General features: G+C 32.9%; 19 protein-coding genes. 8 read left to right on the plus strand and 11 right to left on the minus strand.

What is annotated here, in order from left to right; all coding sequences use genetic code 11:
• Positions 1-246: 246 nt before the first annotated feature.
• From GCL57_RS03110 to mutM, 3 genes are all read right to left on the minus strand, one after another.
• The gene (locus GCL57_RS03110; protein WP_152211796.1) at positions 247-2,325 is read right to left on the minus strand and encodes a SpoIIE family protein phosphatase; all 2,079 of its coding nucleotides are present in this window, start codon (positions 2,323-2,325) and stop codon (positions 247-249) included.
• A 116-nt stretch (positions 2,326-2,441) separates the two neighbouring features.
• The gene (locus GCL57_RS03115; protein ID WP_152211797.1) at positions 2,442-3,962 is read right to left on the minus strand and encodes a hypothetical protein; all 1,521 of its coding nucleotides are present in this window, start codon (positions 3,960-3,962) and stop codon (positions 2,442-2,444) included.
• A gap of 12 nt (positions 3,963-3,974) precedes the next feature.
• Entirely contained in the window at positions 3,975-4,787 is an 813-nt protein-coding gene (gene mutM / locus GCL57_RS03120) for a bifunctional DNA-formamidopyrimidine glycosylase/DNA-(apurinic or apyrimidinic site) lyase (protein WP_152211798.1), read from the minus strand.
• A gap of 265 nt (positions 4,788-5,052) precedes the next feature.
• Here mutM and GCL57_RS03125 point away from each other — a divergent pair, with 265 nt between their 5' ends.
• A complete protein-coding gene (locus GCL57_RS03125) occupies positions 5,053-5,484 on the plus strand; it encodes a hypothetical protein (protein WP_152211799.1) in 432 nt (143 codons plus the stop codon).
• Between the two features lie 5 nt (positions 5,485-5,489).
• Here the strand turns inward: GCL57_RS03125 and GCL57_RS03130 are convergent, their stop codons facing one another.
• The 3 genes from GCL57_RS03130 to GCL57_RS03140 are packed head-to-tail and all read right to left on the minus strand — an operon-like array spanning position 5,490 to position 7,520.
• On the minus strand, positions 5,490-6,305 hold the full coding sequence (locus tag GCL57_RS03130) for an SDR family NAD(P)-dependent oxidoreductase (RefSeq protein WP_152211800.1): 816 nt from the start codon (positions 6,303-6,305) through the stop codon (positions 5,490-5,492).
• Positions 6,302-6,787 carry an SCP2 sterol-binding domain-containing protein gene (locus GCL57_RS03135; RefSeq protein ID WP_152211801.1) on the minus strand — a complete coding sequence of 162 codons (486 nt, stop codon included), beginning with the start codon at positions 6,785-6,787 and terminating at the stop codon, positions 6,302-6,304. The genes GCL57_RS03130 and GCL57_RS03135 overlap by 4 nt, the downstream gene beginning before the upstream one ends.
• Before the next feature lie 28 nt (positions 6,788-6,815).
• Complete coding sequence (locus GCL57_RS03140; RefSeq protein WP_152211802.1) at positions 6,816-7,520, minus strand: hypothetical protein; 705 nt, start codon at positions 7,518-7,520, stop codon at positions 6,816-6,818.
• Positions 7,521-7,607: 87 nt separating this feature from the next.
• Here GCL57_RS03140 and GCL57_RS03145 point away from each other — a divergent pair, with 87 nt between their 5' ends.
• Entirely contained in the window at positions 7,608-8,807 is a 1,200-nt protein-coding gene (locus GCL57_RS03145) for a pyridoxal phosphate-dependent aminotransferase (protein ID WP_152211803.1), read from the plus strand.
• Between the two features lie 213 nt (positions 8,808-9,020).
• Entirely contained in the window at positions 9,021-10,169 is a 1,149-nt protein-coding gene (locus GCL57_RS03150) for an N-acetylmuramoyl-L-alanine amidase (protein ID WP_152211804.1), read from the plus strand.
• A gap of 15 nt (positions 10,170-10,184) precedes the next feature.
• Here GCL57_RS03150 and GCL57_RS03155 read toward each other — a convergent pair whose 3' ends face one another.
• The 3 genes from GCL57_RS03155 to lon all read right to left on the minus strand — a co-directional run bounded on the left by GCL57_RS03155 (position 10,185) and on the right by lon (position 15,652).
• A complete protein-coding gene (locus tag GCL57_RS03155) occupies positions 10,185-11,660 on the minus strand; it encodes a methyl-accepting chemotaxis protein (protein WP_152211805.1) in 1,476 nt (491 codons plus the stop codon).
• A 129-nt stretch (positions 11,661-11,789) separates the two neighbouring features.
• On the minus strand, positions 11,790-13,031 hold the full coding sequence (locus GCL57_RS03160; RefSeq protein ID WP_152211806.1) for a cysteine desulfurase family protein: 1,242 nt from the start codon (positions 13,029-13,031) through the stop codon (positions 11,790-11,792).
• Complete coding sequence (lon, locus tag GCL57_RS03165; RefSeq protein ID WP_152211807.1) at positions 13,028-15,652, minus strand: endopeptidase La; 2,625 nt, start codon at positions 15,650-15,652, stop codon at positions 13,028-13,030. Before lon ends, GCL57_RS03160 begins: the two co-directional genes overlap by 4 nt.
• A gap of 248 nt (positions 15,653-15,900) precedes the next feature.
• On the opposite strand from lon, the gene rpmB reads away from it, so the two are divergent.
• On the plus strand, positions 15,901-16,131 hold the full coding sequence (rpmB, locus tag GCL57_RS03170; protein WP_152211808.1) for a 50S ribosomal protein L28: 231 nt from the start codon (positions 15,901-15,903) through the stop codon (positions 16,129-16,131).
• Positions 16,132-16,189: 58 nt separating this feature from the next.
• On the opposite strand, the gene GCL57_RS03175 is transcribed toward rpmB, so the two are convergent.
• Together GCL57_RS03175 and GCL57_RS03180 are read right to left on the minus strand one after the other, a co-directional pair.
• Positions 16,190-16,969 carry a substrate-binding periplasmic protein gene (locus GCL57_RS03175; protein WP_152211809.1) on the minus strand — a complete coding sequence of 260 codons (780 nt, stop codon included), beginning with the start codon at positions 16,967-16,969 and terminating at the stop codon, positions 16,190-16,192.
• 2 nt (positions 16,970-16,971) lie between these two features.
• The gene (locus tag GCL57_RS03180) at positions 16,972-17,706 is read right to left on the minus strand and encodes a lysophospholipid acyltransferase family protein (RefSeq protein ID WP_152211810.1); all 735 of its coding nucleotides are present in this window, start codon (positions 17,704-17,706) and stop codon (positions 16,972-16,974) included.
• 164 nt (positions 17,707-17,870) lie between these two features.
• Here GCL57_RS03180 and GCL57_RS03185 point away from each other — a divergent pair, with 164 nt between their 5' ends.
• The 4 genes from GCL57_RS03185 to GCL57_RS03200 all read left to right on the plus strand — a co-directional run bounded on the left by GCL57_RS03185 (position 17,871) and on the right by GCL57_RS03200 (position 25,088).
• Entirely contained in the window at positions 17,871-18,845 is a 975-nt protein-coding gene (locus tag GCL57_RS03185) for a M14 family metallopeptidase (protein ID WP_161597572.1), read from the plus strand.
• Between the two features lie 87 nt (positions 18,846-18,932).
• Complete coding sequence (locus tag GCL57_RS03190; RefSeq protein ID WP_152211812.1) at positions 18,933-20,723, plus strand: ABC transporter permease subunit; 1,791 nt, start codon at positions 18,933-18,935, stop codon at positions 20,721-20,723.
• Between the two features lie 3 nt (positions 20,724-20,726).
• Positions 20,727-22,136 (plus strand): ATP-binding cassette domain-containing protein, encoded by a 1,410-nt coding sequence (locus GCL57_RS03195; RefSeq protein ID WP_152211813.1) that lies wholly within the window; start codon positions 20,727-20,729, stop codon positions 22,134-22,136.
• A 96-nt stretch (positions 22,137-22,232) separates the two neighbouring features.
• Positions 22,233-25,088: a 2-oxoglutarate dehydrogenase E1 component gene (locus GCL57_RS03200; protein WP_152211814.1), complete on the plus strand. Its 2,856-nt coding sequence runs from the start codon at positions 22,233-22,235 to the stop codon at positions 25,086-25,088.
• The last annotated feature ends 15 nt before the right edge of the window (positions 25,089-25,103 follow it).

A 25,103-nucleotide genomic window follows, 5' to 3' on the forward strand; every position in this document is an offset into this window, starting at 1 on the left:
TAGTTTGATATGAGAAGCTCATAAATCTTGCAATAAATATCCACTCTAGTTGTCCCTATGACAAGCTATATACAAGTTGTAAAAAAAAAAGACATTTGGTAATTTCTAAATTTATATTTTATCTATATTGATCTTTTATTAAATACTACAAGCAAGTGAGCCTAAGAAATTTCTGAGCACATAAAATTTAATAAGCTTAAATATAAAAGTGTCTTTTTTTCAGACATATAAAGCGACAAAAAATTGTTATGCTGCTTTTAATTTAATTATTTGTACATCTTTTTTCAATTCTTTTTCTTTTTCTGTTAAAAACCTAATAACAAGAACAGCTATATCATCTTTTTGAGGAATACCCTCAAAAAAACTATATGCATCATTAATTATGTTATTTATAAAATCTTCGGCGTTATTTGTACAGTGATTTTGAATTGATTGTTTAAACTTTTTCATACCATATTCTTTCGCAGCTGAATTTTCACCTTCAATGATCCCATCCGTATAAAAAACTATCTGCTGCCCTGGTAAAAAAGAAAATGACTGTGTTTCATATTTAGAACCTTTTTCATATCCTAAACGTGAACCCACTTTTGGATAAATATATTTTACCTCTGGAAGATCTGAATTCATCGAAATAAGTGCAGGAGGTGTATGTCCTGCCGAAGAAGCAATAATCTGTTGAGAATTAAAATCGATCAATGCTGCAACCATAGTCATAAAATACATACTTCGACCCGTTTCAAAAATACATTCATTGATAAATTGCAAAACCAATGCGGGTAAATTTTCATTAACTTCCATATTTCCTAAAGCAATATTTTGTTTTATTATGTCCGCCGCTCCGCGGGTAACGGCGGTTATAAGTGCTGCAGGGGTTCCATGCCCAGTAACATCTCCAAAAAGAACCAAAATTTTATCAGGACTGACCTCATAAACTCCATACCAATCTCCACCACACTGGCTTGCAGTTTTATAATATGTAGAAAAATCAAAGTGCAGTGATTTTGGGATATCACTTGATAAAATAGAGTTTTGCACGGCACTTGCTAACTCAAAGTCTCTTTCTATATTTGCTCTCTCTTTTTCCTTTAAGACATGCCAATAATTTTCAATAGCCGTCGCAAGTGGCACTCCTAAAGCTTTTACAACTCGGTTTTCTTCTTCTCCATATTTGAACTCACTTTTTGTAAACTCAATTTCAATGAGTCCAAGCATAATTCCTTTTGAATTTAACAGAGGTATAACAACTTTATTAATAAATTTAGAATTATCTAAATTATCATATCTATCATGCAATTCTTCTACGGTTGTTAAAATAAGTTTTAAAATAGGATCATTTTGTTCTAATTCTTTATCATCTGATAATCGCCGCATACCTCTTGCAGAATTCGAAAGAGCGTTGCTTGTATCTACCCATACATCTACTCTTTTAGCAGAGATTAGCTTTTGGCAGTAGCCACTGTAAACATCAGAAATTTCTTGTATATTTTTGCACTTAACTATTTCTTGAGACGCCTCTGAAAGTCCACGAATTAAACTTAAACTATTCTCAATTTTAATTATCATATAATTAAAATTTTCTGTTAACTTATTTATTTCATCTTTACTCTTAGTTGTTTTAATTTTAGTAAAGACACCTGAAGCTGCACTTAAACTTGCAATCATTAGCTTTCTTATTGGAGAAATAATTTGTTGTTCTAGATAAGCATAAGTTAAAACTATAATAGAGATACATAAACCTATAGTTAGATAGAGAAAACCAAATATCTGTTCATTTAATCTTTCAGAAATATATTCGGTAGAAAAATGCATCACCGCAAAACCTAAAAAACGCGGTTCGGAAAACTCTGTTTCTTTCCACCATAAAGATCCTACAATTTCATACATATTATCTGTTAATTTTTCTACTTTATACAGAAGCTTTGAAGGAATTAAGGTAAATGGCATTTTTTTTGCATCTATTTTTGCAAAATCAAAATTATAGACACTTTTTATATTTTCAGGATCCGTTATTTCTATTTCTTTTTTAACTTTATCTTTCAAAAAGACGCCATTAAATAGCATACCAGAATAATCATAAAGAATAATGTCACGAACCGTGCCTGTTTCAAATAAAGGCTTCATACCTCGCACCGAAATATCTTTATCCAATTCCCACAATGACTTTGAAAGAAACCCAAGTGAATTAGATAACATGAGCGTATGATTTTCCTGTGCATCTTTAATTAAAGATTTTTCTACATTTTTAATTTGAATTATACTATAAATAGTCATAACACCAAAAGTCACTGCGAGCAGTAGAATTATAATTTTTGGTGCTAACTTCATCCGCACTCTCCACAATCAGAGATAATAAAATTTATACCTATTGATAAATGACATATTATGACTCAAGAGAGTATCGGAGTTTTTTTAGGGAACTTAAAACAGAGCTAAAGAAAGGCTCAATTAGGGTAACACATTAATATAACAGAATTTTTATCACTTAGAAGACTCAAATCTGTGTTAGCTGATAGGAATACACAATTCCCGACCTGACAAAGAAATTCTTTTTGATTTTTATCTATTATCTTTATGCTACCACTCACTAAAAATAGAATTTTATATTTATTCTCACTTTTAATTCTATAAATACAATCATGATTTATTATTATTCGAGTTGAAGTAAACTCTTTAAATGAACAAACTAATTCTTCTAAATAAAGATCATTTTGTTCAATAATATCTAAATCCATCATTTGAGGTGGATGTACATTCATGATAGCAATAGCATCCTCTGAATCCCAATGCGCTTGAGTCAATACTTTTTGAGCAAAACTTATTATCAATCTTTCATAAGTCGGTGTTTGAAATTCAATTACGCGCACACCATGTTGTAATGCATGTGGGATATGGGTAGATACGCTAATCACATCTCCAATATTTAAATTTAAATATCCAGCATAGGAATCCATTTCTTGACGCATTTTAAATTCTAACGAAAGCAATTCTTCGGGGATACTTTTGTGCCACAACTTTATTTTTTCAGCGGGCAAAGGCAAATTGAGATCAATACCTTCAGTTATACGAAACTCATCAATAATAGAATCTATTTTTCTTCTAATTTCTTCATACTTTTTAATACAAATTAAAAAAGAATCTTTATAATCATTTTGATTTGAAAATGATTTTAATTTTTCAGTATTTGCTCCAAACTTTATGCGTCCATTAGTCGAAGTAATATCAGTAACAATATAAACTTCATTCTTTTCAGTATGCAATTCATAGTAGAGATCCCCATACACTTCATCAGGTAAAGGGTCTAGAATTTTAACCAGAGTTAAATTTTTTCCTGAAAACTCTGCTCCCTGCAAAAGACTTGGTAAAGCTGAAAAGATCCATGGAAAAGGAAGGCTTGTAGAATTATCTACAAAAGTTTTTATGTTTGAAACTCCCCTTTTTTCAACTCCTGTGAACCAAATTTCTTGACCCCATGGTTTTGGTATTGCGACAGGGTCAAACAAAAATGGTTCATTTATTTTAAATATTAAACCTTTATCTGAATTTTGTGAGTATTTTTTATTAAGATCTTGAAAAGAATGTAAATCTAACTTTACGGTTATGGTATTCTTTTGTGGTTTGCTTTCATTGTTTTCAAATCTTACATTAAATAATTTTGCATTTTTATTATGCACTTCTGAAGAGTCATTTTGAGGAGCTTCAATTTCTTCAACTAGAATAGATTCAATTATTAATTTATTATTATTAGGAATTATTCTATAATATGCGTTTAAAAAGACTTCATTCCCCAACCAAGGCTGAAATAATTTATATGGAATAACACAATAGCCTGTTTTAAAGTTTTCAATATTTATATTCATATTTAAAAAATATAAAATCTCTTCCACGGTTTTTTCAGGATTAGAACTTAAGTCAGAATACAAAATTACATATTCTATATTTTTTATTTGCTCACTGCTAATCATATAAACCTTGCTTTAATTTTGACATAAGGGGCAATACCAAGAACTTCTTCCACTTTGGGGAACTCTTAATATAACACCATTACACTTTTTCTTTAAACACTTTTCATTTTCTCTGCCATAAACCAAATGAAGTTTTTGAAATGATCCTTTTTCGCCATTCAAAGATCTGTAAGTTGAAATACTAGAACCACCATGTTCTATAGCTTTATTAAGTAATGAAGGAATTTGTTCAGAAAGTTTTCTCCACTTTATTTTAGAAATTTGATCACAATTTTTTAAAGGTGAAACTCCTGCTAAAAAAAGCGCTTCCAATGCATAAATATTACCTATTCCACCAATTAAGTTTTGATCCATAAGCATATCCTTTACAGAACAACTTTTTTGATTTATTTGCGTTGATACAAATAATTGTTCAAGATCTTCTTGGTTGAGTGGATCACAAATTATTTTTTTTGGTTCATCTGAATCTCTAACTTTCCAAAAACCAAATCGACGCGGATCTAAAAAAGCGAGGGACTGCCCATTTTTAAAATTTAACGTAACATGTTGATGTTTTTCAACTTCATTCTTATTCGCTTCTTTAAAAGACCCTGTCATACCCAAACTGACTTGAACAAAACCTCCAGTGGTTTCTAAAATAAGTTGTTTTCCTTCGCGAAAGCATTTTAAAAATACATTTCCATTTGCAAAGATTTTTTTTAATTTCTCTTTTTCAAACGGATATCTTAAGTTCTCCCTATGAAATACAATTTCAGTAAAACTTTGACCGACATAATTTATTTGTAAGGCTTGAGCAAAATTTTGCACTTCAGGAAGCTCAGGCATAATCTCTCCGAAACATTGGCTTAAATAAAAATAAACGCAAAACTCAACATTAGAGAGTCCTACTTACAGCGAAAGAATATGCCTAGAATTTGTCAATATCAAGTGCTTTTTATTCATTTAACATATTGATTTTAAAATGTTTTTTAAAATAATCAAAAGGGAATAATTTTCACAGCTCATTCTTGACGAGTAAAATTTTTAAATAGCAAAAGGAATATATAATATTTATATTAGCATTTTTTTGCCGCAAAAGAAGGAGTGACCTATGAGCCAAATTTTTAGAACGGCCACAAGTCAAGCGATACGTGAAATAATAGAAGAAAGTGGAGTAGAAGGTCGTTTTGGACTCATATTAACCGAAGACAGCCTCGAAAAAATAACCCACAGAGTTGTAGATCTGTTTGAAATGACTCTTGAATTAAGAGCAAAAACCCAAGAAATGTTTGGAAATTTAAATGTAGGACAAAAAGCAAAACCTACGAATTCTTCAATGCATGAAGCAAGAAAAAGAAATACTTTTTTCGATGAAGAATCCCCATTTCCAAAAACTAAAAACGCCGCAGAACTTTTAGATTACGGTTCAAAACAAAACATTGGTATAGACTCCATTCCAACAGTGCCAGCCCATAATTTAAAGTTACCTCGAAAAAGATATGAACTTAGCCTAGAGGAAAGAGAAAGAATGAGTCGAAAATGATAGCTTTAATTTCGCTTTTCCTGCAACCAACGTGCAACAGATGCAGTAAAACTTCGCGGTAAAAACTTTGTAGAACAAGCCCCTATTTTATTACTGAGCCCCGGAATAACCACTCTTTGTGACGTAAAGAGACCCTTATAACCCGCATAAGCAACAGAAGAGGAATCTGCAATCATTGTAGAGTTAAATAGTTTTAAATCATTTCCCATCTTTGCGGCCGCTTGAAAACCGGACTGTGTAGGTCCTGGACATAAGACAGTCACAGAAACCTGCGTACCATTGAGTTCATTGGCTAAAGCTTCTGAAAATGAAAGCACATATGCTTTGGTTGCATAATAAACTGCCATTAAGGGTCCGGGTTGATATGCAGCAGTTGATGCCACGTTCAATATTTTACCTTCCCCATGTTCAAGCATTGGATTTAAAAATAATTTTGTTAATTCGGTAAGAGCTGTGATATTAACCTGAATCATTTCAGATTCTGTTTTGAGATCTATGTTTTTAAAAAAACCATGTGCACCAAACCCAGCATTATTGACTAGAATATCTACATGCAATCCCAATGATTTTGTTCGTTTGAATATCTCTTGCGCAGCACCTATTTTTGCCAAATCACATGGAATTATTTTGCAATTAATTTTATATTTTTCACTCAATTCATTTGATAAATGAAGTAATTTATCTTCACTTCGTGCAATTAAAATTAGATTATAATTCTCTTTAGCAAAAATATGTGCAAATTCAAGTCCAATACCGCTAGATGCACCTGTAATAAGCACAGTTCCGGCATTGCCAACGTTATTTATTTTAACTTTTTTCATACACCAGGCTTAACTCCATTGCGTTTTAATATAGATACCATTTTTAGAAAAGCAGCAAGATCACCCGTTATTGTAACTTTACCAGTTACAAAAGCAATACGTGCTTTTAAAGTACCTATTAATAATTTATGCAATGTCGATGAGTCGGTTAGAATTGTAGCGCGTGAAGAACCTTCAATGACGTTTTTAATTTGTAAAAAATCAACCTTCCATGGACATTTTTCATCAACAACGAACTTTAAAGCATTGTCTTCGCCTGACAAAGCAACTGACCACGCACCTAATTCATCTATCATAACAACAAAACGTGGCTTGCCATCAATTGCAAATAAGTAATCTCCACGCAAAAAAATACGTTCAGAGAATTCAAGATTTCTTAACTCAGAACAGACCCAATATCGAAATCCATCAGCAATTTTCCTTAATCTTTGCTCTTCAGTCAGATGATTCTTATCAGAATCTAAGTTCTGCAATAATTCCAAAATATTTTCCTTCCAATTTAGATACTTTTCAATGGATCCAAGAGAATTTCATTTGCATTTCTCCTGAGTTCATTGTGAAGACAATAGTTCTATCATCGATTTGAGGCAAACTTTGATTCTTATCATTTTTTTGCCTAACATTAACAGACTCTATTTTGTCTAAAATGGGAGGAGGCAGCTTAAAAAGAACTAAATAAAAACGACTCCAATAGTTATTATCTGGAAAATAGGATGATAACATGTCTTTATTCTTATAATAAATAATTGAATCTGGCGAATAGTCCTTACCATCAATATTTAATTGAAGAGTCCAAAGTTTTTGATCATTTAGTTCTAATAATACTCTATTTTTTGTAAAATGATTTATAATAATACCAAAAGTTGAGCTATCATTTAAAATATTTTTATCAATTTTAACATTATTACCTTGAGTTTCGATAAGTCTTTTTTCATAAGCATTTTTCATTTGTGGTGATAATAAAGTTGCTGAAGAAACAAACAAAAGTTCGAGGTCTCTATATTTATAATTTTCCCTAAACCATTTTGACAAAATCGGTTCATAATTTTTATCTTCCAAAGGAAGAAGTGAATAAGAGGATTCGATTGATTCTGCTTCTTTTAAAGTAATTGACTTACATGCTATACAAAGTAAAGAAAAAAGGATAAGTAAAAATCCCTTAAAATGGAAACTCACAATTCTGGAACTATATTTTAAGTTGTTTAAATGGAACACAAGTGCTTAACCCCTTCATAATAAGATGAATCACTGAGTTATCATGGGGCTTTTTGCATAAATCCGTCAAGAAGCTGGAGAAATAAAATGAAAGCTCTCAATACGTTTATTATGGAGGATTGGCTTGAAACATATCGTTTTAATTCACGATTTAATCTTGGTGAATCTGGCGGAAGTCCACGTCATGTCAAGGATTTGCTACTTGGCTCAGATCTTACTGAAGAACAAGCCTCACAAATTTTTTTAAATACCATTTTGTGTGACAGTCCAAATCGCGGCAGAGATGATTTGCGTAATTTAATTGCAGATTTTCATCCTGGCAGCACGCGCGAAAATGTACTCATAACCACTGGAACCAGTGAAGCTCTCTTTTTATTATTTCGTTATTTATCCCCTAATAAGATTGCTCTACCATTGCCTGCATTTCAACTCCTATATGAATTGCCAAGCTCATTAGGAGCGAGTGTAATACCTCTGCCAATTCGTTTTTTAGAAGATGGCTCACCTTACATTGATGAAAAAGAATGGATTCAGATTTTAGAAAAAAATAAACCTGATTGCTTATTAATAAATAATCCCCATAACCCTTCAGGATATATTTTTGAAAAAATATTCTTACAACAATTGGCAAATACAGCGCTTAAAATTGACTGTAAAATAATTGGGGATGAACATTATCGATTTCTCTCTTCTGAAAGAAATATTTTAGGAGAAACAGTATATAAACCCAATGGAAATACTTTTATAACGGGATCATTTATTAAATGTTTTGGTGTTCCTGGCTTAAGGATTGGATGGTGTGTTGGTCCTAAAAATGCTCTGGATACAATGCAAAATGAAAAGAATTATACGACACACACTGTAAATCCAATTACTGAATGGATCTCTTTAGAAGTCTTAAAAAATAAAACAAGCACCATTTTTAAGACTATAAAAGATGAGTGGATTGAAAATAAAACAATCCTCAACGATTTTTTGAAATCTTCAAATACAGTTTACGGTGTGATTCCACAAGGTGGACTGGTAACTGTTTTAGGTTTTAAAAAAGCAACGACCCAGAAAGAATCCAATACACTAATTCAAAGACTCATTGATGCAGGTGTTTTTGTTTTACCACTCTCAAGTATGGAGTTTGGTAAATATGATTTTCAAAATGAAACAACTTATAAAGAGTATAGATTGTCAAATTTAAATAAGGGTTTTGGTTTTCGCTTAGGATTAGGCTGTGCACCAACAAAATTCAAACTCGCTCTCAAAGAAATTGAGAGAATCTTGTTAGAAAATTAATATTGAATTATTTCTTTAAGAATTTTATAAGAATAAATCTCATACGTTGATATATTATGGTTTATTAATAAAACTTTTAAACTTAATTACATTCAACTAAATTTTAAATGTCAAAACAATAACGCTGCAAAATAAATTTTATATTTTTTATATTATATTGTATTATTTTTAATATAACTCTTATTTTTCACAAGAAAAAAGATAATTAATTTTATGAAAATAAATTTAAACTTTATTACTTTAATATCAATACTTTTTATGAGTTGCAGAACTCAGACAAATAAAATTGAAATTGATGAGACAAGATCAAATTTAGCTGCTGATAAAAGTGATGAAAAAAAATTGAGTGAAATTGTAAATAGCGAAATAAAACAAAAAACAATTATTGATGACACCTTAAAGTATAATATAAATGAAAAATATTTAAAAGTTAATAAATATCAAAAAAGGTTTAAAGATGAAAAAGTCACGGCCATTGTCTTCCACTATACAGCTCTACCATTTAAGAAATCACTAAAACATCTCACTGAGGGAGGACATGGAGCACACTGGTTTATACCTGCTCATTCCAAAACAATTTATAGCTTAGCAGATGAAAATAAGAGAGTTCCCCACAGTGGAGAAAGTGAATGGAAAAGTAGGCAAAATATAAATGTTATTTCTATTGGAGTTGAGATTGAAAACTTGGGGTTTAAGTGCAAAATTCGCAAAGTAAATTGTCCTCAAGAAAATATGCAATGGATACCATATTCTGAAACTCAGCAAAAACTTATTATCAGTCTCTCTAAAGATATTCTAAATCGACATAAAATTGATCCTCTGTGTATTGTGGGACATTCTGATATTGCACTTGATAGAAAATTTGATCCAGGTCCTCTTTTTCCTTGGAAAAGATTATATGAAAACGGTATAGGAGGTTGGGTCACAGAGAGTGAAATTCAAACTGAGATTGCAAATATTAATAAATACATTCAAGGAAATGTATCAAGAATAGTGGTGCAAAGTAGACTGTATGAACTCGGATATAATATTGAACATGCTCGAAATAAAAATAAAAATCCTAAAAATAACTCAAATTTAAGTGTTGAGAAACGACTTTTAATGAGGGGATATAATTTGAGAGAAACAGAGTTTTCTGATTTAAGTGCATTAAATAAATTAAATAAATTTGGTAACAATTATATTAAAAATTTTATTTTTGATGAGAATAAAACAAATTCTGCAATTGATGCATTTACTATGCATTATGTACCACAGGCATACTTACATAATGAAATTCTAGAAAATAAAAAAATACTAGCAGTTATACAAGCTCTCCTTGTTAAATATCCAAACAGAGCAAAAAAAGGCTGCAGTTATTAATTAAAATTATTTTTATTACTTTCCAAATACTATTTCTTCTGTCTTTATCGTTATTAAATTTATTTCTTTACTAATTTCTAAAACCTCTGAAGATACAAGAATTGATTTATCGGCATTTGATAAATTTTTTGTCGCTGACATATCTATATTTGCCATTGCAGTAGAAATTTGTTTAACACCAATTTCTTGTTCCTTCGTTGCTTCAGTAATTTGCGACATTTGATTTTGAATATCATTCACATCATGAATAATTTTATTAAATATATTAGAAACTTCAATTGTCTTTTTCTGTCCTTCTGAAACACGAGAGATTGTGAGTTCTAAAATATTTTTAACATTCACTCTGCTTTGATCTAATAATTCTCTTATTTCATTTGAAGACTTACCACTCGTTTTTGCTAAATTACCGACTTCTTCAGCTACAACAGCAAAACCTTTACCATACTCGCCTGCCCGAGCAGATTCAATAGATGCATTTAAAGAAAGTAACTCTGTCTTTGTTACAATCTCATTAATAACCGTAGCTTTCTTTTCAATTTGTATTATAATTTCTTCAATTTCTGAGAGTTTTTGACTTGCTTCTTGAATGGCGTCCATAGATGAAACCATATCTGTTACAGCTTTATTGCCCAAAGCAATTTGATTGCTTATTGTTTGAGATAAATTTTCAGAGTTACTCGTAAGAGAAGAAGTTCTTGAAATCATACTTGTCACTTGAGATATTGCAGAAGCGGTTTCCTGAATAGAATGGGCCTGCTCTCTAGAGGAACTTCCCACAGCTTCACTCATTTGAGTTAACAATTCTGATTTTTCCTTCATTTTTAAAGAAGATTGCTTAAGCAAACCTGAAAGTTTTGAGAGTGGTATTGATATAAAATTAGCAATTTTATTTCCTCCAAGCATCAAAAATGAAGTTATTATAATAAAAATTAATAGTTCAAAAAGTATATATTTTTGCTTCTGCTTTTCTACATCTTCAATATATATACCTGTACCAATGTACCATTTCCACTCAGGAATAGGTAATAAATATGTAAGCTTTCGAAATTCCTTGTTACTACCAGGTCGAGTTGTTGAATAAGTTAAAAAATCTCCTCCTTTATTTCTTAAAGAAATATCTAAGAAATTTTTATATTGAGGAGAATTTTGAACCACACCATCATCTGAAGGGCGTTTGGGATTTATAATCTGTCTTAGATCATTATCACCAACAAAGAAATAATTATCTCCGTCGTATCGAGCACTGTTCAAGGCAATTTTAATTCCTTCAAGCGCTTGTTGATGTGTTATTTTTCCTTCTTTTTCAAGGTTCATATATTTATATATGATACCACCTGCAGAATCTGTTAGATTTTTAATTTGTGTTTTCTTTTCATCCATAAGTTTATTTATAGAGTCATTTCCAATAATTATCAGGAAAATCATAAATAAAATAATAATCACTATGTTCCAAAAAATCATTTTTTTCTTTATGCTAAATTTAGATAACATAACAAAATCCTAATTAGATTATTAAGTTTACTTTAAAAAAAAAAGAATATATTCAATCTAGAATATATCATACTTTTAAATAAATATTTATAAAATTTTGACTATTTGAAATTTCACAGACATTTTAAATTACTTAATTAAATAACTTCTTAGAGATTTAAGTGCAAGCTCAATTTCATCTTTTGTAGTATTCCTTGAAAGAGAAATGCGAACAGCGTTTTTTGCTAGCTCAATGGATTTTCCAAGGGCTAAAATAACATGAGATGGCAAATTAGCCCCACTGCTGCATGCTGACCCGGAGCTTGCACAAATTCCTTTTATATCAAGTTCAACAAGGAGGTCTTCCCCTCGAAGTCCTTTTTCATTGATTGAAAAATTAATTGTATTTGGCAACACATTTTTTTGAGGTGAATTTAAAGTAACAGAAGAAATTTTAGATATCTCTTGAAAAAGATAATTTCTAAACTCATCCATTTGCTTTATTTTTTCCCACCAATTTTCACTTAATAACTCTTGAGTGACTAAACCAAAACTCACAATTCCTGGTAGATTTTCGGTGCCAGCCCTCCGATTTTTTTCTTGAGCTCCCCCAAGAATAAAAGGCTTAAATTTACGCCCTCTTCTTAAAAAAAGCGCTCCTATCCCCTGCAATGCGCCTAATTTATGTGCAGAAATTGCACAGGAGTCAACTCCAGGAGAAAACCATTCCTCAATTTTTAATTTTCCAAAAGCTTGTACCCCATCAACATGAAAATGCATTTTTTTCAGAATTTCATTTGAAACTTCTTCAGAAAGATTTTGCCCTAATTCTTCAAATTCATTTTTATCGGAAGGGTTTGCCAAAACACCCCATCTTTTAAAATGAAGAAAATCTCCTAGTTTTTTTGTCGACTGTATAGAGCCAATTTCGCTATTTGCTGCCATTATTGTTATTAATGTTGTATTTTTATTTATGCTTTTTAAAATATCAATTAAAGAAACAAAACCCTCTTCATTGGCTTTTACCCATGTTATATTTAAACCCTCAGATTTATTTAAATACTCTAAAGGTTCACGTACCGCTGGATGCTCGATAGTTGTTGAAACTGTGTGTTGCTCTTTTAAAGGAATGTTGGTTTGACGCAAAACTCCTGTTATCCCTAAATTATCCGCTTCTGATCCTCCAGAAACAAATAAAATTTCAGCAACATCCACTCCTAATGCCTGTGCAATTGTACGACGGGCTTCGGTGATAGCGACCGAAGCAGAACGGCCAACTGAATGCGGGCTAGAAGGATTTCCAGAACATTGCGAAATTTTTGTAAACAATAAACTAAGATGCTCTTTTGAAGGAGGACTTGTCGCATTGTGATCGAGGTATATCGTATTCATATTCTCTTATAAGTCCTCGATGAATTTACACGTGAAGCTTTTGTTACTTTTTTTGAATTCATTTTCTTTTTCTTCTCAAAAGCAATTGACAAAACTTCGTTTAATGTAGAAACAGGCATAACTTTCATTTCTTTTAATACTTCAGCAGGTATTTCTTCAAGATCTCTCTCATTTTCAAATGGAATTAAAACTTTTTTAATTCCATATCTATGTGCAGCAAGCAGCTTTTCTTTAATTCCACCAACGGCAAGAATCTCACCACGCAATGAAATCTCACCAGTCATTGCAAGATCTGAAGCAATTGCTTTCCCTGTAAATTGACTGACCATTCCTAAAAAAGCAGCAACTCCAGCACTTGGACCATCTTTTTTTACAGCACCTTCTGGAAAATGGATATGGAGGTCTTTTTTAATAACACTGCGCGAGTCTACACCACATAATTTTGCATTTGAACGAATATAAGCAAAAGCTGTCTGTACAGATTCTTTCATAACTTCACCTAGTTGGCCCGTAAGACCGAATTTGCCACTCCCTGGTGCACTTGAAGCTGTTTCAATATATAAAACATCTCCCCCATTTGGAGTCCAAGCAAGTCCAGTTACAACCCCAACAGGGAGTTCCTGTGGTCGTTTTCTATCAGAAAAAATAATAGGTCCTAAGAACTTTTTAACCTCTTCTAAAGTAACAACTCTTTCAGGTGGTTTAACCTTCACTAACTCTTGCTCCGATTTATCACTCGCTTTTACATAGCCTGCTTCAACAAACTCCCTTGCAATCGAGCGTATAACACCAGCTAATTCTCGTTTTAATTGTCTCACACCAGCTTCACGAGTATAAAAATGAATAAGATTTTTCATAGTTTCTTCGGTCATTTTTATATCAGCGACCTCTGCCATCCCATGGCCTTCTATGACTTGAGGTAATAAATGTTCAAAAGCAATGTGAGTTTTTTCTTCTAATGTGTAGCTGCTCAGTTCAACAATTTCCATTCGATCGCGTAATGGAGGAGGAATAGAGTGTAAGTTATTTGCGGTTGCTATGAAAAAAACCTTACTTAAATCTAATGGAACATTTAAATAGTGATCTGTAAAAGTACTATTTTGTTCTGGATCAAGTACTTCGAGCAACGCACTGGATGGATCACCTCTGCCGTCATTGGCAAGTTTATCAACTTCATCAAATAATATAACAGGATCCATCGAACCTGCTTTTTTGAGCGCATCTGCTATTTTACCAGGCATACTTCCAATATAGGTTCGTCTGTGACCTCGAATTTCAGCCTCATCACGTACCCCACCCAGCGCAATACGGGCAAATTTACGTCCTAATGCTTTGGCGATTGATTTCCCTAAACTTGTTTTTCCTACTCCTGGAGGGCCTACAAATAACAAGATAGGACCTTTTAAAGAGTTTTTTAAAGCGCAGACTGCAAGAAATTCTAAAATTCTCTTTTTAACTTTTTCTAATCCATGGTGATCGAGATCGAGAATAGACTTAGCTTCTTTTAAATTAACCTCATTCTGAGTATGAGTTTCCCAAGGTATATCAAGTAACCAAGTTAAATATGTGTGACTGACCATAAACTCCGGAGAACCGGGTTGCATAAGCCCCATTCTTTCTGCTTCACGTAGAGCGACTTCACGCACTTCTGCTGACATTTTGCTATTGAGAATCTTTTCAAGTAGCTCAGAAGGGTCACCTGAACTTTGCGTTGTACGACCATCGAGTTCTCCAAGTTCTTTTTGAAGAAGTTTTAGCTGTTCCTTAACATAATATTTTCTTTGCTGTTTCCCCATTTCTGAACGAACATCAGAATTGATTTTTTGAGACACTTCTAAAACTTCAATTTCTCTCGTTAATAGAACATGAACTCTTTTAAGTCGCTCTTCAAGATCATTGATTTCGAGTAAAGACTGTTTACTTCTAAAATCAATACTTAAATAAGGCACAATAAGATCTGCTAAATAGCTAGAATCTTGAACATTATCTATAAATAAACTGACTTCATTTGGAATATTAGGTGATAAACTGATTGCCTTTTGGACAAGCTGTTTCATAGCCTTTCCTATTGCAACTACTTCGATATTTTCTTCAGTTGGAGGAAAGTCAGATAGATATTCGACATCCGCAGAAAAACGTTCCTTCTCAATGCTAATAAAATTACGGATTTTAAAACGTCTCATTCCTTGGATAACGGCGCCATAGGTATTATCTGGAAATTTCATTATTTTTAATATCTTAGCTTCAGTTCCAACTGAATAAAGCTCACTTGCCTCAGGTGAATTTGATTCAGGATTGATTTGAGCTAATATACCAATTTTCCCGCCAATTCGAATTGCTCTGTCTACCGATTCATTGGTCCATTCTTTTCCGGCGGTAAAAGGAAGGACATTATGAGGAAATAGAACAATATTTTTTACTGGAACTATCTTAAGTATATTTTCTTTAGACTCAATTTCATCAGATTTTTCTGATATTTCTTTATATTTATTAGGGATAACTCTAACTTTTTTATTTATAACGACTGGCAATTTTTCTGTGTCTAATTTTATCACATGATCTTTTACTTGTTTTTTATTTTTTTCATTCGGAGATAATCTATCGCTTTTTTTGTCTTCCATGATATCCTCTTACCGCCTCTGATAGCACTTACCAAAGGAATTTATTTACGTTCTAAGCAAATATGGACGCCATTGAGAATCTGTCAATATCCCAAAAGAATCTTACCTTATAGCTGAGAAAGGCTCTTGCCTCGCCGTAGAAATTCTGCTACAGCCTTTATGCTTACGACGGCTTCTAGGGGTTTTAATTTCCTTTAAGTCAGTTGTTGAACTCATTTTTGAAGAAAAAAACTCTTGGAGGTTTTGCTATGTCACGTGTATGTGAGCTTTCTGGTAAAAGCGGTCTTGTTGGCAACCGCGTTTCTCACGCTAAAAATAGAACTAAAGTTCGTCTTCTCCCAAATTTACAAGAAAAGAAATTTTATGCTCCAGGTCTTGGTAAATTTGTTAAATTCCGTCTTAGCACAAGCGCTTTACGTACTGTAAATAAGATCGGTATCGAAGCTTACTGCGTTAAAGAAGGTATTAAACTCGGTTAATATTTTTTGTTAATATAAAAAGGTGGTTTTCAGCTATTGAGAACCACCTTTTTATATTTTATAAATATTTCTTTATAATAGCTGCCATTTTTCCAGATTTCTTTGCAATCAAAAAATTTTTATCAAAATTCATAATAATTTTATTTGCATTTGGATAGTTTTTACTTATACAAAAATAAAATTTTACACTGGCAGGTTTTAAAAAAGTAATTTCTCTGAATTGTAAATTTTTATACGCAAATTTTTTTGCAATATATTTATCCGATTTTTCATTACTAGAAACATAAAGATCAGCAGAATTATCATTAACTAATTTTAGCACATCAATTAAATTAGCTGTTCGATAAAACTTTACATCTTTATCATCGTTAAACTGCTCTTTCGCCCATCCATCACCAATATATCCAACCATTTTAAAGTTATTTAATTCTTGTTTTGAAGATATTTTAATAAATTCATTAATTTTTTTGCTCTCTTTAGAATATACTAAGGCAACATTTGAACTTTCGATTTCAATTGTTTGAAATAATAAAACTTTTTCACGTTCCGAGGTTTTTGCAGTAATATGAGAATTAAATTCACCCTTTCTCACTAAATCTTGAGCTCTCCCCCAAGGAAAAGAATTAATTTCAACTTTATAGCCCATCATATCATGAAGAACTAAATTAACAACATCGACAAATATTCCAGTTGTTTTTGAACCCTCTTTAAATGAATAAGGAGCAAAATTCTCATAAAATGCAACTTTTATAATATTATTATCAGCTGAATAAATTTTATTTTCGGCAATTATCGCAAGAGATATAAAAAATATAAAAATTCTAATTTTGCGCATCATGATCAGCTAACTCCATGAATTTCCATATCTAAAGAAGCAATTTTATTTTTCATAACACTGTGAGCAATATTAACAATTGAATCAATATCTTCAACTTTAGTATCACGCGTTGGTATTGGTTCAAGAACCTCTACAAGCACTTTACCAGAGTTCCACTTGGAAATGTCAATTGCATTTTTAAATGTACTTGAAACTATGGGTTGTAAATTGACTTGATTTTGAATTGCAGCATAAAAAGCCCCTTTCTTAAAACCATTTAGTCCACGCCCATGACTCCGTGTCCCTTCTGGAAACATCCAAAGTGAAGTTCCACTTTGGATAGCAGAATCAACCACTTTCATAGTATCCATTGCTTTACTATGATTTTTACGATTTATAAAAAGATTTCCACAGAGAAAAAATATCCACCCAAAAATGGGTAACCAAATGAGCGATTTTTTTCCCATCACAACAGCTTTATCAGGGAAAATTCCACCAAAAATGACCGAGTCAAAATAAGATTGATGATTGGCAATTAAAACAGAAGTGCCTTCCTTTTTTAGCTTACTTTTCCCTCTATATTCAACTTTTACACCGAGTAATTTTATAAATAAAACCGATAATATTCTTGAATAAATATAATTATTTTTTGGATTTTTATATCTAAAGATAAAAAATACACAAAAGATCACATTAATAATTGTAAATAAAACAACAACCAATACGTAACGAATTAATTTTAAAAGAAAACCTAGCATACGAAATCCAATCCTATAAAGCACTCGCAAAAAATATACAAAGAAATGGAAAATGTAAAGTCATAAAAAAACTCAACATATATAATAAATTTGACATATAATTCGTCTAAATTTAATCTAAAATGAACCTCATTGGCTCTAAAAATATAAATGGAACATTTCTTATGCTACAGAATTATCTCAATAAATTCGAGTCTTTCGCAAAAAAATATCCGGGTCCCATTGAAGATAGTATATCACTCCATTTTGGACAGCATAAATATCATATCGTTTTTGGATGCTTGATTCACGGAGATGAAACAGGCTCACTCCCGGCAATCTTAATGGCAATCGAAAAATTAATGACCTCTTGCATAAAATATGGAGGTATTGTTACTTTTATTTTAGGTAACAAGCAAGCTGCTCTAAAAGAAAAAAGATATCTTGAAGCCGATCTCAATAGAAGTTTCTCACCAAAAGAAATACCAAATGAAAATTCATTTGAAAGAAAACGAGCGATTGAGATTTCAGGCGTTCTAAAAAATGCGGATGTTTTTTTAGATTTCCATCAAACAAAACTCCATTGTAAAGAGGCATTTTATATTTTTGAAATGCACGAAAAAAGCTATTTGTGGGCACGCTCAATTGGAGTTGCAAAATTATTTGTCACAAGAAAAAAAGGTGAACCTTATACACCAAACGGAATGTGTTCAGATGAATATATGCACTTACAAAATAAAGTGGGCATAACCCTTGAACTCGGAGAAAAAGGATTTCATAAAAGTGCTTGCAAAATATGCCTTATGACCATTGAAAAAAGTTTATGGAGAATGGATCAAATATATTTATTTAAAAAAAATATAATAAATATTGCAAGAAAAAGTCCTAAATTAATTTTTTTAGAAAGAAAATACACCGAACCTTTCTCCTCTCCTAAAAAAATTTTAAAGGATGGCTTTTTTAACTTACAAAAAATTAAAAAAGAACAGATACTCGGCTATGATGAGTCAGGAACACCCCTCATCTCTCCACATCAAGGTTATATTTTATTTCCACAATATCCAAAAAGAAATGAATTTGGGATATCTATTGAGGAAAATGATGCGTATATCTATTCCATAGTATGTGAAATCGAGAATCCCAAACTTTTTATTTCTTAATGCCTTGCATTTATACTCTTCTCTATGATTTACAAAAGATGTTAGCACCCATATTGGGTTTGTTTTCATACCATCGATGAGGTGAGCATGACACAATTTGCAAAAGTACAGGCTTCCCGATCTGCTTTTCTTCGCGCGGATATCATTGTAGTTTTAATCGCTATAATTATAGGCATGGGTTTTACAAATTTCCTTTCCACTGGAAATGCCGCATTTATTGAACAAGTTAAAATAGATACATCGTTATCTGCACTTCCAAATTATGCTCTCCTTTCTTTTGTACGCAGCATGCTTGCATTACTTTTAAGTTATACTTTTGCAATTATATATGGCACGATCGCAGCAAATAATAAATCATTTGAGCGTTTTTTAATTCCTCTTTTAGATGTTCTTCAAAGTTTACCTGTGCTTGCTTTTCTTCCTGGTTTTGTACTTGCATTAATTTCAATTTTTCAAAGCAGTCGCTGGGGACTTGAATTGGCTTGTTTACTTACTATATTTACGGGTCAAGTTTGGAATCTTGCATTTGCATACTATGAATCACAAAGAACTTTACAACCCGAATTTAAAGAAGTTTCAAAAATATATCGACTTTCCATTGTACAAAAATTCTTTTTTGTTGATCTCCCAAATGGATACCGTCCATTAATCTACAATGGAATGATGTCCATGGCGGGCGGTTGGTTCTTTTTAACGACTTGTGAAGCATTTACATTAGGAAATAAAGATTTTCGATTACCAGGTTTAGGAAGCTATATATCTGAAACATTTTCTACTGGTAATTATTTTAATTTTTGTTCTGCAATTTTAATTCTAATCGTTATAATAATTGGTACAGATTTTTTACTTTGGAAACCTCTTATTGCTTGGGTCACGCGTTTTCGAGAAGGCGATGATGGCAAAAATGTTGTTGTGGAAGAAAGCTGGTTTTTAAATATTATTCATCAAACGAGTATTCCTGATCTCATTTCAAATGGATTTAAACGTACCGTTGTTTTTTTATTTCCCAAAGCAGATATTTCAGAAAGTGGTGCAACTCGAAGATATTTAATAGATAATATTGAAAAATGGGGAACAGTTATCAGTCCTACCAATTGGTTGAACAATGATAAAGTTAATAAAATAAAACATTCTTCATTGTTTCCATTGCTTGTTACGTTTGCTGTGGGCGGACTTGTTTTTTCGTTGTTACCTAAACTTCCAACGTTAGGACAGTCACTTGCATCACTTTCAAATAAAGATTGGTTCACCTTAATTCATGCAGTTTTTCTTACGGGCGCTAAAGTCTTTTGTGTTATAATTTTAAGCACTCTCTGGACAATTCCGGTTGGATTATGGTTAGGATTAAATCCACGACTCGAAAGACTTTTTCAACCCATCATTCAAAATTTAGCTGCTTTTCCGGCACCTGTACTTTTTCCTTTTCTAGCACTGGCGTTGAGTTCTTTACACTTACCAAGTTTTTTAAATGCAACTCTACTGATGTGCGTTGGCAGCCAATGGTATATATTATTTAATGTCATTGGTGGCGCCTCTCGAATTCCAGCTGAATTAAAACTTGTTACACAAATATATAAATTTTCCTTATGGCATCGCTTTAGCAAACTTTATTTTCCAGCTATCTTACCCTCACTTGCCACCGGCTGGATTACAGCTGCGGGAGGAGCATGGAACGCAAGTGTTGTTGCAGAAATTGTTGAATACCCTGGAGGCTCTATGCATTCTGAAGGCATTGGAGCTGAACTTGTAAATGCAACTGCTTCAGGAAATTACCAAAGACTTATTGCTGCAATAATATGTATAGTTGTTGCTCTTGTGATTTTAAATCGAACCGTTTGGAGAACAATGTATATTTATGCTGAACGCGTTAAGGATTAAATTATGAATAAGAAAAAAGTTGTGCTTTCCGTTCGTTCACTCTGCAAAGATTATCGTCGACCTAACGGCAATATGTTTACAGTTTTAGAAGGAATTAACTTAGACATTTATGACGGAGAGTTCTTAGCGCTCGTAGGTTTATCTGGTTCTGGAAAATCGACATTATTACGCTGTATGGCGGGCTTACTCACACCTGATAGAGGCACTGTGAGCTATGCAACACCTTCACCTGAAAATATGCAATTAGGAGCCTTTGTTTTTCAAAGTTTTGCTTTATTTCCATGGATGACTATTCGTGAAAATATTGCTGTCTCAATGCCAAAACTCACTCGCAATGAACAAAATGTACGCATCGACAGAATCATCCAACTTGTTGGTCTTAAAGGCTTTGAAGATGCTTTTCCAAGGGAATTGAGTGGTGGTATGCGACAGAGAGTGAGTCTAGCGCGTGCAATGGTATCCGATCCGATGATCATGTTTATGGACGAACCTTTTTCCGCTTTAGACCCATTAACCAGTGAATCTTTACGTGCTGAGCTTGTACGTATATGGTCACAAGCTGACAGAAAAATACGTTCATGCGTACTTGTGACTCATAGATTTGAAGAAGCTTTACAGCTTGCAGATAGAATTCTTATTTTATCTTCAAATCCAGGAACTATTTTTCACTCAATTGAAATTAACTTACCACGTCCTCGTATGCCAAATTCAAAAGAATATAAAGAAATAGAAGAACAACTAGAGAAAGCATTTGGATTGTTACACTTAGATAAGGTAACAGACGAACATGATTACGAAACTCTTGTACCTGATATCACTCAAATACAAAAGACCAAATTAAATCAAGAAAAGAATGAAAATACATTAAAAAACAAAGAAAAGTATACTCAAAATGAAGGAAAAAAAGGCAAAGACTCAATACACACCAAACAAAAACGAGTCAAACCTTTAATTAATACAAACCTCACTTTGGTTGAGGGGCTTGTGAGCCGCTTAAGCACCGAAGATGAAGAAACCGATCTTTATGATTTATGTGAAGAAATGGGACAAAGTGTCGATCAGGTTTTACCTGCTGTTGCAGCTGGAGAAACTCTTGGTTTTATCACAACTCCCGGAATACGAGTTGTCTTGACAGAGCAAGGACGACTCTTTGCAACAGAACATGATACAGAAGTGCGAAGTGAAATGATGAGGAGTGCAATATTAAAACTTCCTGTCGTCTACTCTATCTACGCACTTGTTAAAAATGCGGGTCAAGAAGGTCTTGAAGCTGATATTGCCATTGAACAAATTGTTATGATGCTGCCCTTTGAAGATCATGATGTTCAGTTTCAAACACTTTTAAAATGGTGTCGCTACGCCAATTTATTAATTTACGATTCTGATGAAGAAAAATTGTTTGTACCCGATTAAATTTGTTAGGCTGTGCAACAACGCTTCGGGTAAAAATCTCTGAGCCAATGGTTCCTGTAATTCTGTTTACTTTCCTGATAAGGACTTGTGGAAATTATGAGTGGTAATTTTAATTCTATTTTTCAAAATAACGCTGGCTATGTTGAAGAAATGTTTGCTCGTTATAGCTTAGATCCAAATTCTGTTGGAATCGAATGGCGAGCCTATTTTGAGGGTTTCAATGAAGGATTTGGAACAGCTTCTGCAATGGCAAAAGATGCTTCTCACTTTCAAGATCTCCTAAAAAATGTGAGTGAATACACTCCAGATCATTCAAATGCGCGAACTTCTGAAACTGCGAGTTCTGATTCTCTTGCTTTTGAAATGAAAGCTGCTGAGTTTGTTCATGCTTGGAAATCAAACGGACATCTTCAAGCCAATACAAATCCACTTCCAATTCCACCTAAAAAATACCCTATTTTAGCTCTTGAATCCTATGGATTAACGGCAAATGATTTAAAACGCTCAACTCATGCAGGCGCTTTAATTGGACTTGGCTCTATGAGCTTAGAAAAACTAATCCTTGAACTTGAAAGAAGATTTGCAGGAACAGTGGGTGCAGAAATTGAGCACGTAGATTCCGACGAAGAACGTAGATGGCTGCATGCTGAGTTTTCTAAAATTTATAATCCAATTGCAAAAGAAACACAAAAAGCAATCTATTCCGAATTGGCAAAAGCAGATTCTCTCGAAAAAACCATTGCAACAAAATACATTGGAAAAAAAAGATTTAGTATTGAAGGTGCAGACGCACAATATCCTGCAGTTGAAACTTTCATAGATGAATCAACTAAACTTGGAGTTAAAGAGTGCACAGTTGCAATTGCACATCGTGGTCGCCTCAACTTTTTAGTCAATGTTATTGGCAAACCACTTCAAAAACTTTTTGCCGAATGGGAAGGATATCATCATGATGGATTGCACGGCGACTGCGATGTTAAATACCATTATGGTTATGAATCCGAACGAAAATCTCGCTCAGGCAACGACATTTCTGTTTCAATGCCCTTTAACCCAAGCCATCTAGAATATGTAGATAGCATTGTTATGGGTGACACAAGAGCACGTCAAGTAATGTACTATAAGGGCGATTCTTCAAAAGTAGCCTCTATTGTTTTACATGGAGATGCCGCATTTTCAGGTCAAGGAATTGTTTTTGAAACTGTTCAAATGATGTCTTTAAAAGGATATAATATTGGTGGAACAGTTCATTTAGTTGCTAATAATCAAGTTGGTTTTACAACTGATCCATCAGATTCTCGTTCATCAACATACTGCACTGACGTAGCTAAGGTAACAGGATCGCCCATTTTTCACATCAATGCAGATAATTTAGATTCTCTACATAATTTAATGGTTCTAGCAGCAAACTATCGAGCAAAGTTTAAAAAAGACATTTATATTGATCTTATTTGTTTCCGTCGATATGGCCATAACGAAGCAGATGAACCTGTTTTTACTCAACCTCTTTTATATAAACTTATTAAGGATAAACCTTCTCCATTTGAAGAATATTCAAAATATTTATCCAGTGCGCATGGTTTTCTAGAAAATGAATTAAAAGCTATTTATGATAATTTTAGAGCAGAAATGAATTCAATTTATGACAATGTAAAAAGTAATCATGCAAAAATTGAGCAATTCACTCCACTGCGTGAAGCGGGGGAACTCAAATTAGCATCTGAAAAAGATATTTTAAAACCAGTAAAAACTCAAATATCATTAAATAAAATTAAATCTCTCGCACAAAAAATTTCTACTGTACCTGAAAGTTTTCGAATAAATCCAAAGTTAAGCAGAATTATTGTTGCAGAACGTAAAGATATGGCTGAAGGAAAAAAGAAAGTCGATTGGGGGATGGCTGAACTTCTCGCATACGCAAGTCTGCTCGAGGAAGGATTTAGCATTCGACTTGCTGGAGAAGACGCACAACGCGGCACTTTCTCACATCGTCACGTCACCTTAATTGATTCAGAAGATGCAAGTCATTACACTCTTCTTTCACCTTGCACGACTGATAATTCGCAAGTCGAAGTCATTAATACATTACTTTCTGAAGAAGCAGCCATGGGCTACGAATATGGTTACGCTGTTCGTCAAGCAAAAGGTCTTGTTTTATGGGAAGGACAATTTGGTGACTTTGCCAACGGAGCACAGGTTATTATCGATCAATTCATTGCCTCTGGTGAGACAAAATGGTGTCAAACGCAAGGTCTTGTTTTATTACTTCCTCATGGCATGGAAGGACAAGGAGCAGAGCATTCGAGTGCTCGTCTTGAAAGATTTCTACAGTTGTGTGCAGATGGTAACATGCAGGTCTGTTACTTTACCAATGCAGCACAAATATATCATGCGTTAAGAAGACAAATGCTTCGTAATTTTAGAAAACCCCTTATTTTAATGACACCAAAAAGCTTTTTAAGAAGTCCACGTGCATCAACGACTCTTGAAGAGTTAGCAACAGGTCATTTTGAAGAAATTCTTGACGATCTTCGTATTGGTAAATCTACAAAAGTTGATAGAGTTTTATTTTGCACTGGTAAAATCTCTCTTGATCTCTTTGATGCACTTGAAAAAGATGAATTTAAAAATAAAGCTGAGACAACAGCAGTTATTCGTATTGAACAACTCTATCCATTTCATATAGACAAGGCTGTGAGCATTCTTTCTCAATATAAAAGCGCCAAAACCGTCGCTTGGGTGCAAGAAGAACCTGCAAATATGGGGGCTTGGAGCTTTATTCGGCATGAACTCGAAAATGTCATTAAAAAATCTGGATTCTCTCATCAACTCGAGTATTTTGGCAGAAGAAGACGTGCTACACCTGCTGTTGGAATTGAAAAATGGCACTTTGTAGAACAAGAAAAAGTTATTAAATCTGCATTAGAATCAAACTCTTCTGTTGAAGTCTAATTCTATTAAATTCCA

It is taken from the genome of Fluviispira multicolorata, from assembly GCF_009208585.1.
In the GTDB taxonomy this organism is placed as follows: domain Bacteria; phylum Bdellovibrionota_B; class Oligoflexia; order Silvanigrellales; family Silvanigrellaceae; genus Silvanigrella; species Silvanigrella multicolorata.

Coding starts and splice junctions, on each gene's coding strand:
- GCL57_RS03110 (WP_152211796.1), bottom strand. CDS start 2,325: ATGAAGTTAGCACCAAAAATTATAATTCTACTGCTCGCAGTGACTTTT.
- GCL57_RS03115 (WP_152211797.1), bottom strand. CDS start 3,962: ATGATTAGCAGTGAGCAAATAAAAAATATAGAATATGTAATTTTGTAT.
- mutM (WP_152211798.1), bottom strand. CDS start 4,787: ATGCCTGAGCTTCCTGAAGTGCAAAATTTTGCTCAAGCCTTACAAATA.
- GCL57_RS03125 (WP_152211799.1), top strand. CDS start 5,053: ATGAGCCAAATTTTTAGAACGGCCACAAGTCAAGCGATACGTGAAATA.
- GCL57_RS03130 (WP_152211800.1), bottom strand. CDS start 6,305: ATGAAAAAAGTTAAAATAAATAACGTTGGCAATGCCGGAACTGTGCTT.
- GCL57_RS03145 (WP_152211803.1), top strand. CDS start 7,608: ATGAAAGCTCTCAATACGTTTATTATGGAGGATTGGCTTGAAACATAT.
- GCL57_RS03150 (WP_152211804.1), top strand. CDS start 9,021: ATGAAAATAAATTTAAACTTTATTACTTTAATATCAATACTTTTTATG.
- GCL57_RS03155 (WP_152211805.1), bottom strand. CDS start 11,660: ATGTTATCTAAATTTAGCATAAAGAAAAAAATGATTTTTTGGAACATA.
- GCL57_RS03160 (WP_152211806.1), bottom strand. CDS start 13,031: ATGAATACGATATACCTCGATCACAATGCGACAAGTCCTCCTTCAAAA.
- lon (WP_152211807.1), bottom strand. CDS start 15,652: ATGGAAGACAAAAAAAGCGATAGATTATCTCCGAATGAAAAAAATAAA.
- rpmB (WP_152211808.1), top strand. CDS start 15,901: ATGTCACGTGTATGTGAGCTTTCTGGTAAAAGCGGTCTTGTTGGCAAC.
- GCL57_RS03175 (WP_152211809.1), bottom strand. CDS start 16,969: ATGATGCGCAAAATTAGAATTTTTATATTTTTTATATCTCTTGCGATA.
- GCL57_RS03180 (WP_152211810.1), bottom strand. CDS start 17,706: ATGCTAGGTTTTCTTTTAAAATTAATTCGTTACGTATTGGTTGTTGTT.
- GCL57_RS03185 (WP_161597572.1), top strand. CDS start 17,871: ATGCTACAGAATTATCTCAATAAATTCGAGTCTTTCGCAAAAAAATAT.
- GCL57_RS03190 (WP_152211812.1), top strand. CDS start 18,933: ATGACACAATTTGCAAAAGTACAGGCTTCCCGATCTGCTTTTCTTCGC.
- GCL57_RS03195 (WP_152211813.1), top strand. CDS start 20,727: ATGAATAAGAAAAAAGTTGTGCTTTCCGTTCGTTCACTCTGCAAAGAT.
- GCL57_RS03200 (WP_152211814.1), top strand. CDS start 22,233: ATGAGTGGTAATTTTAATTCTATTTTTCAAAATAACGCTGGCTATGTT.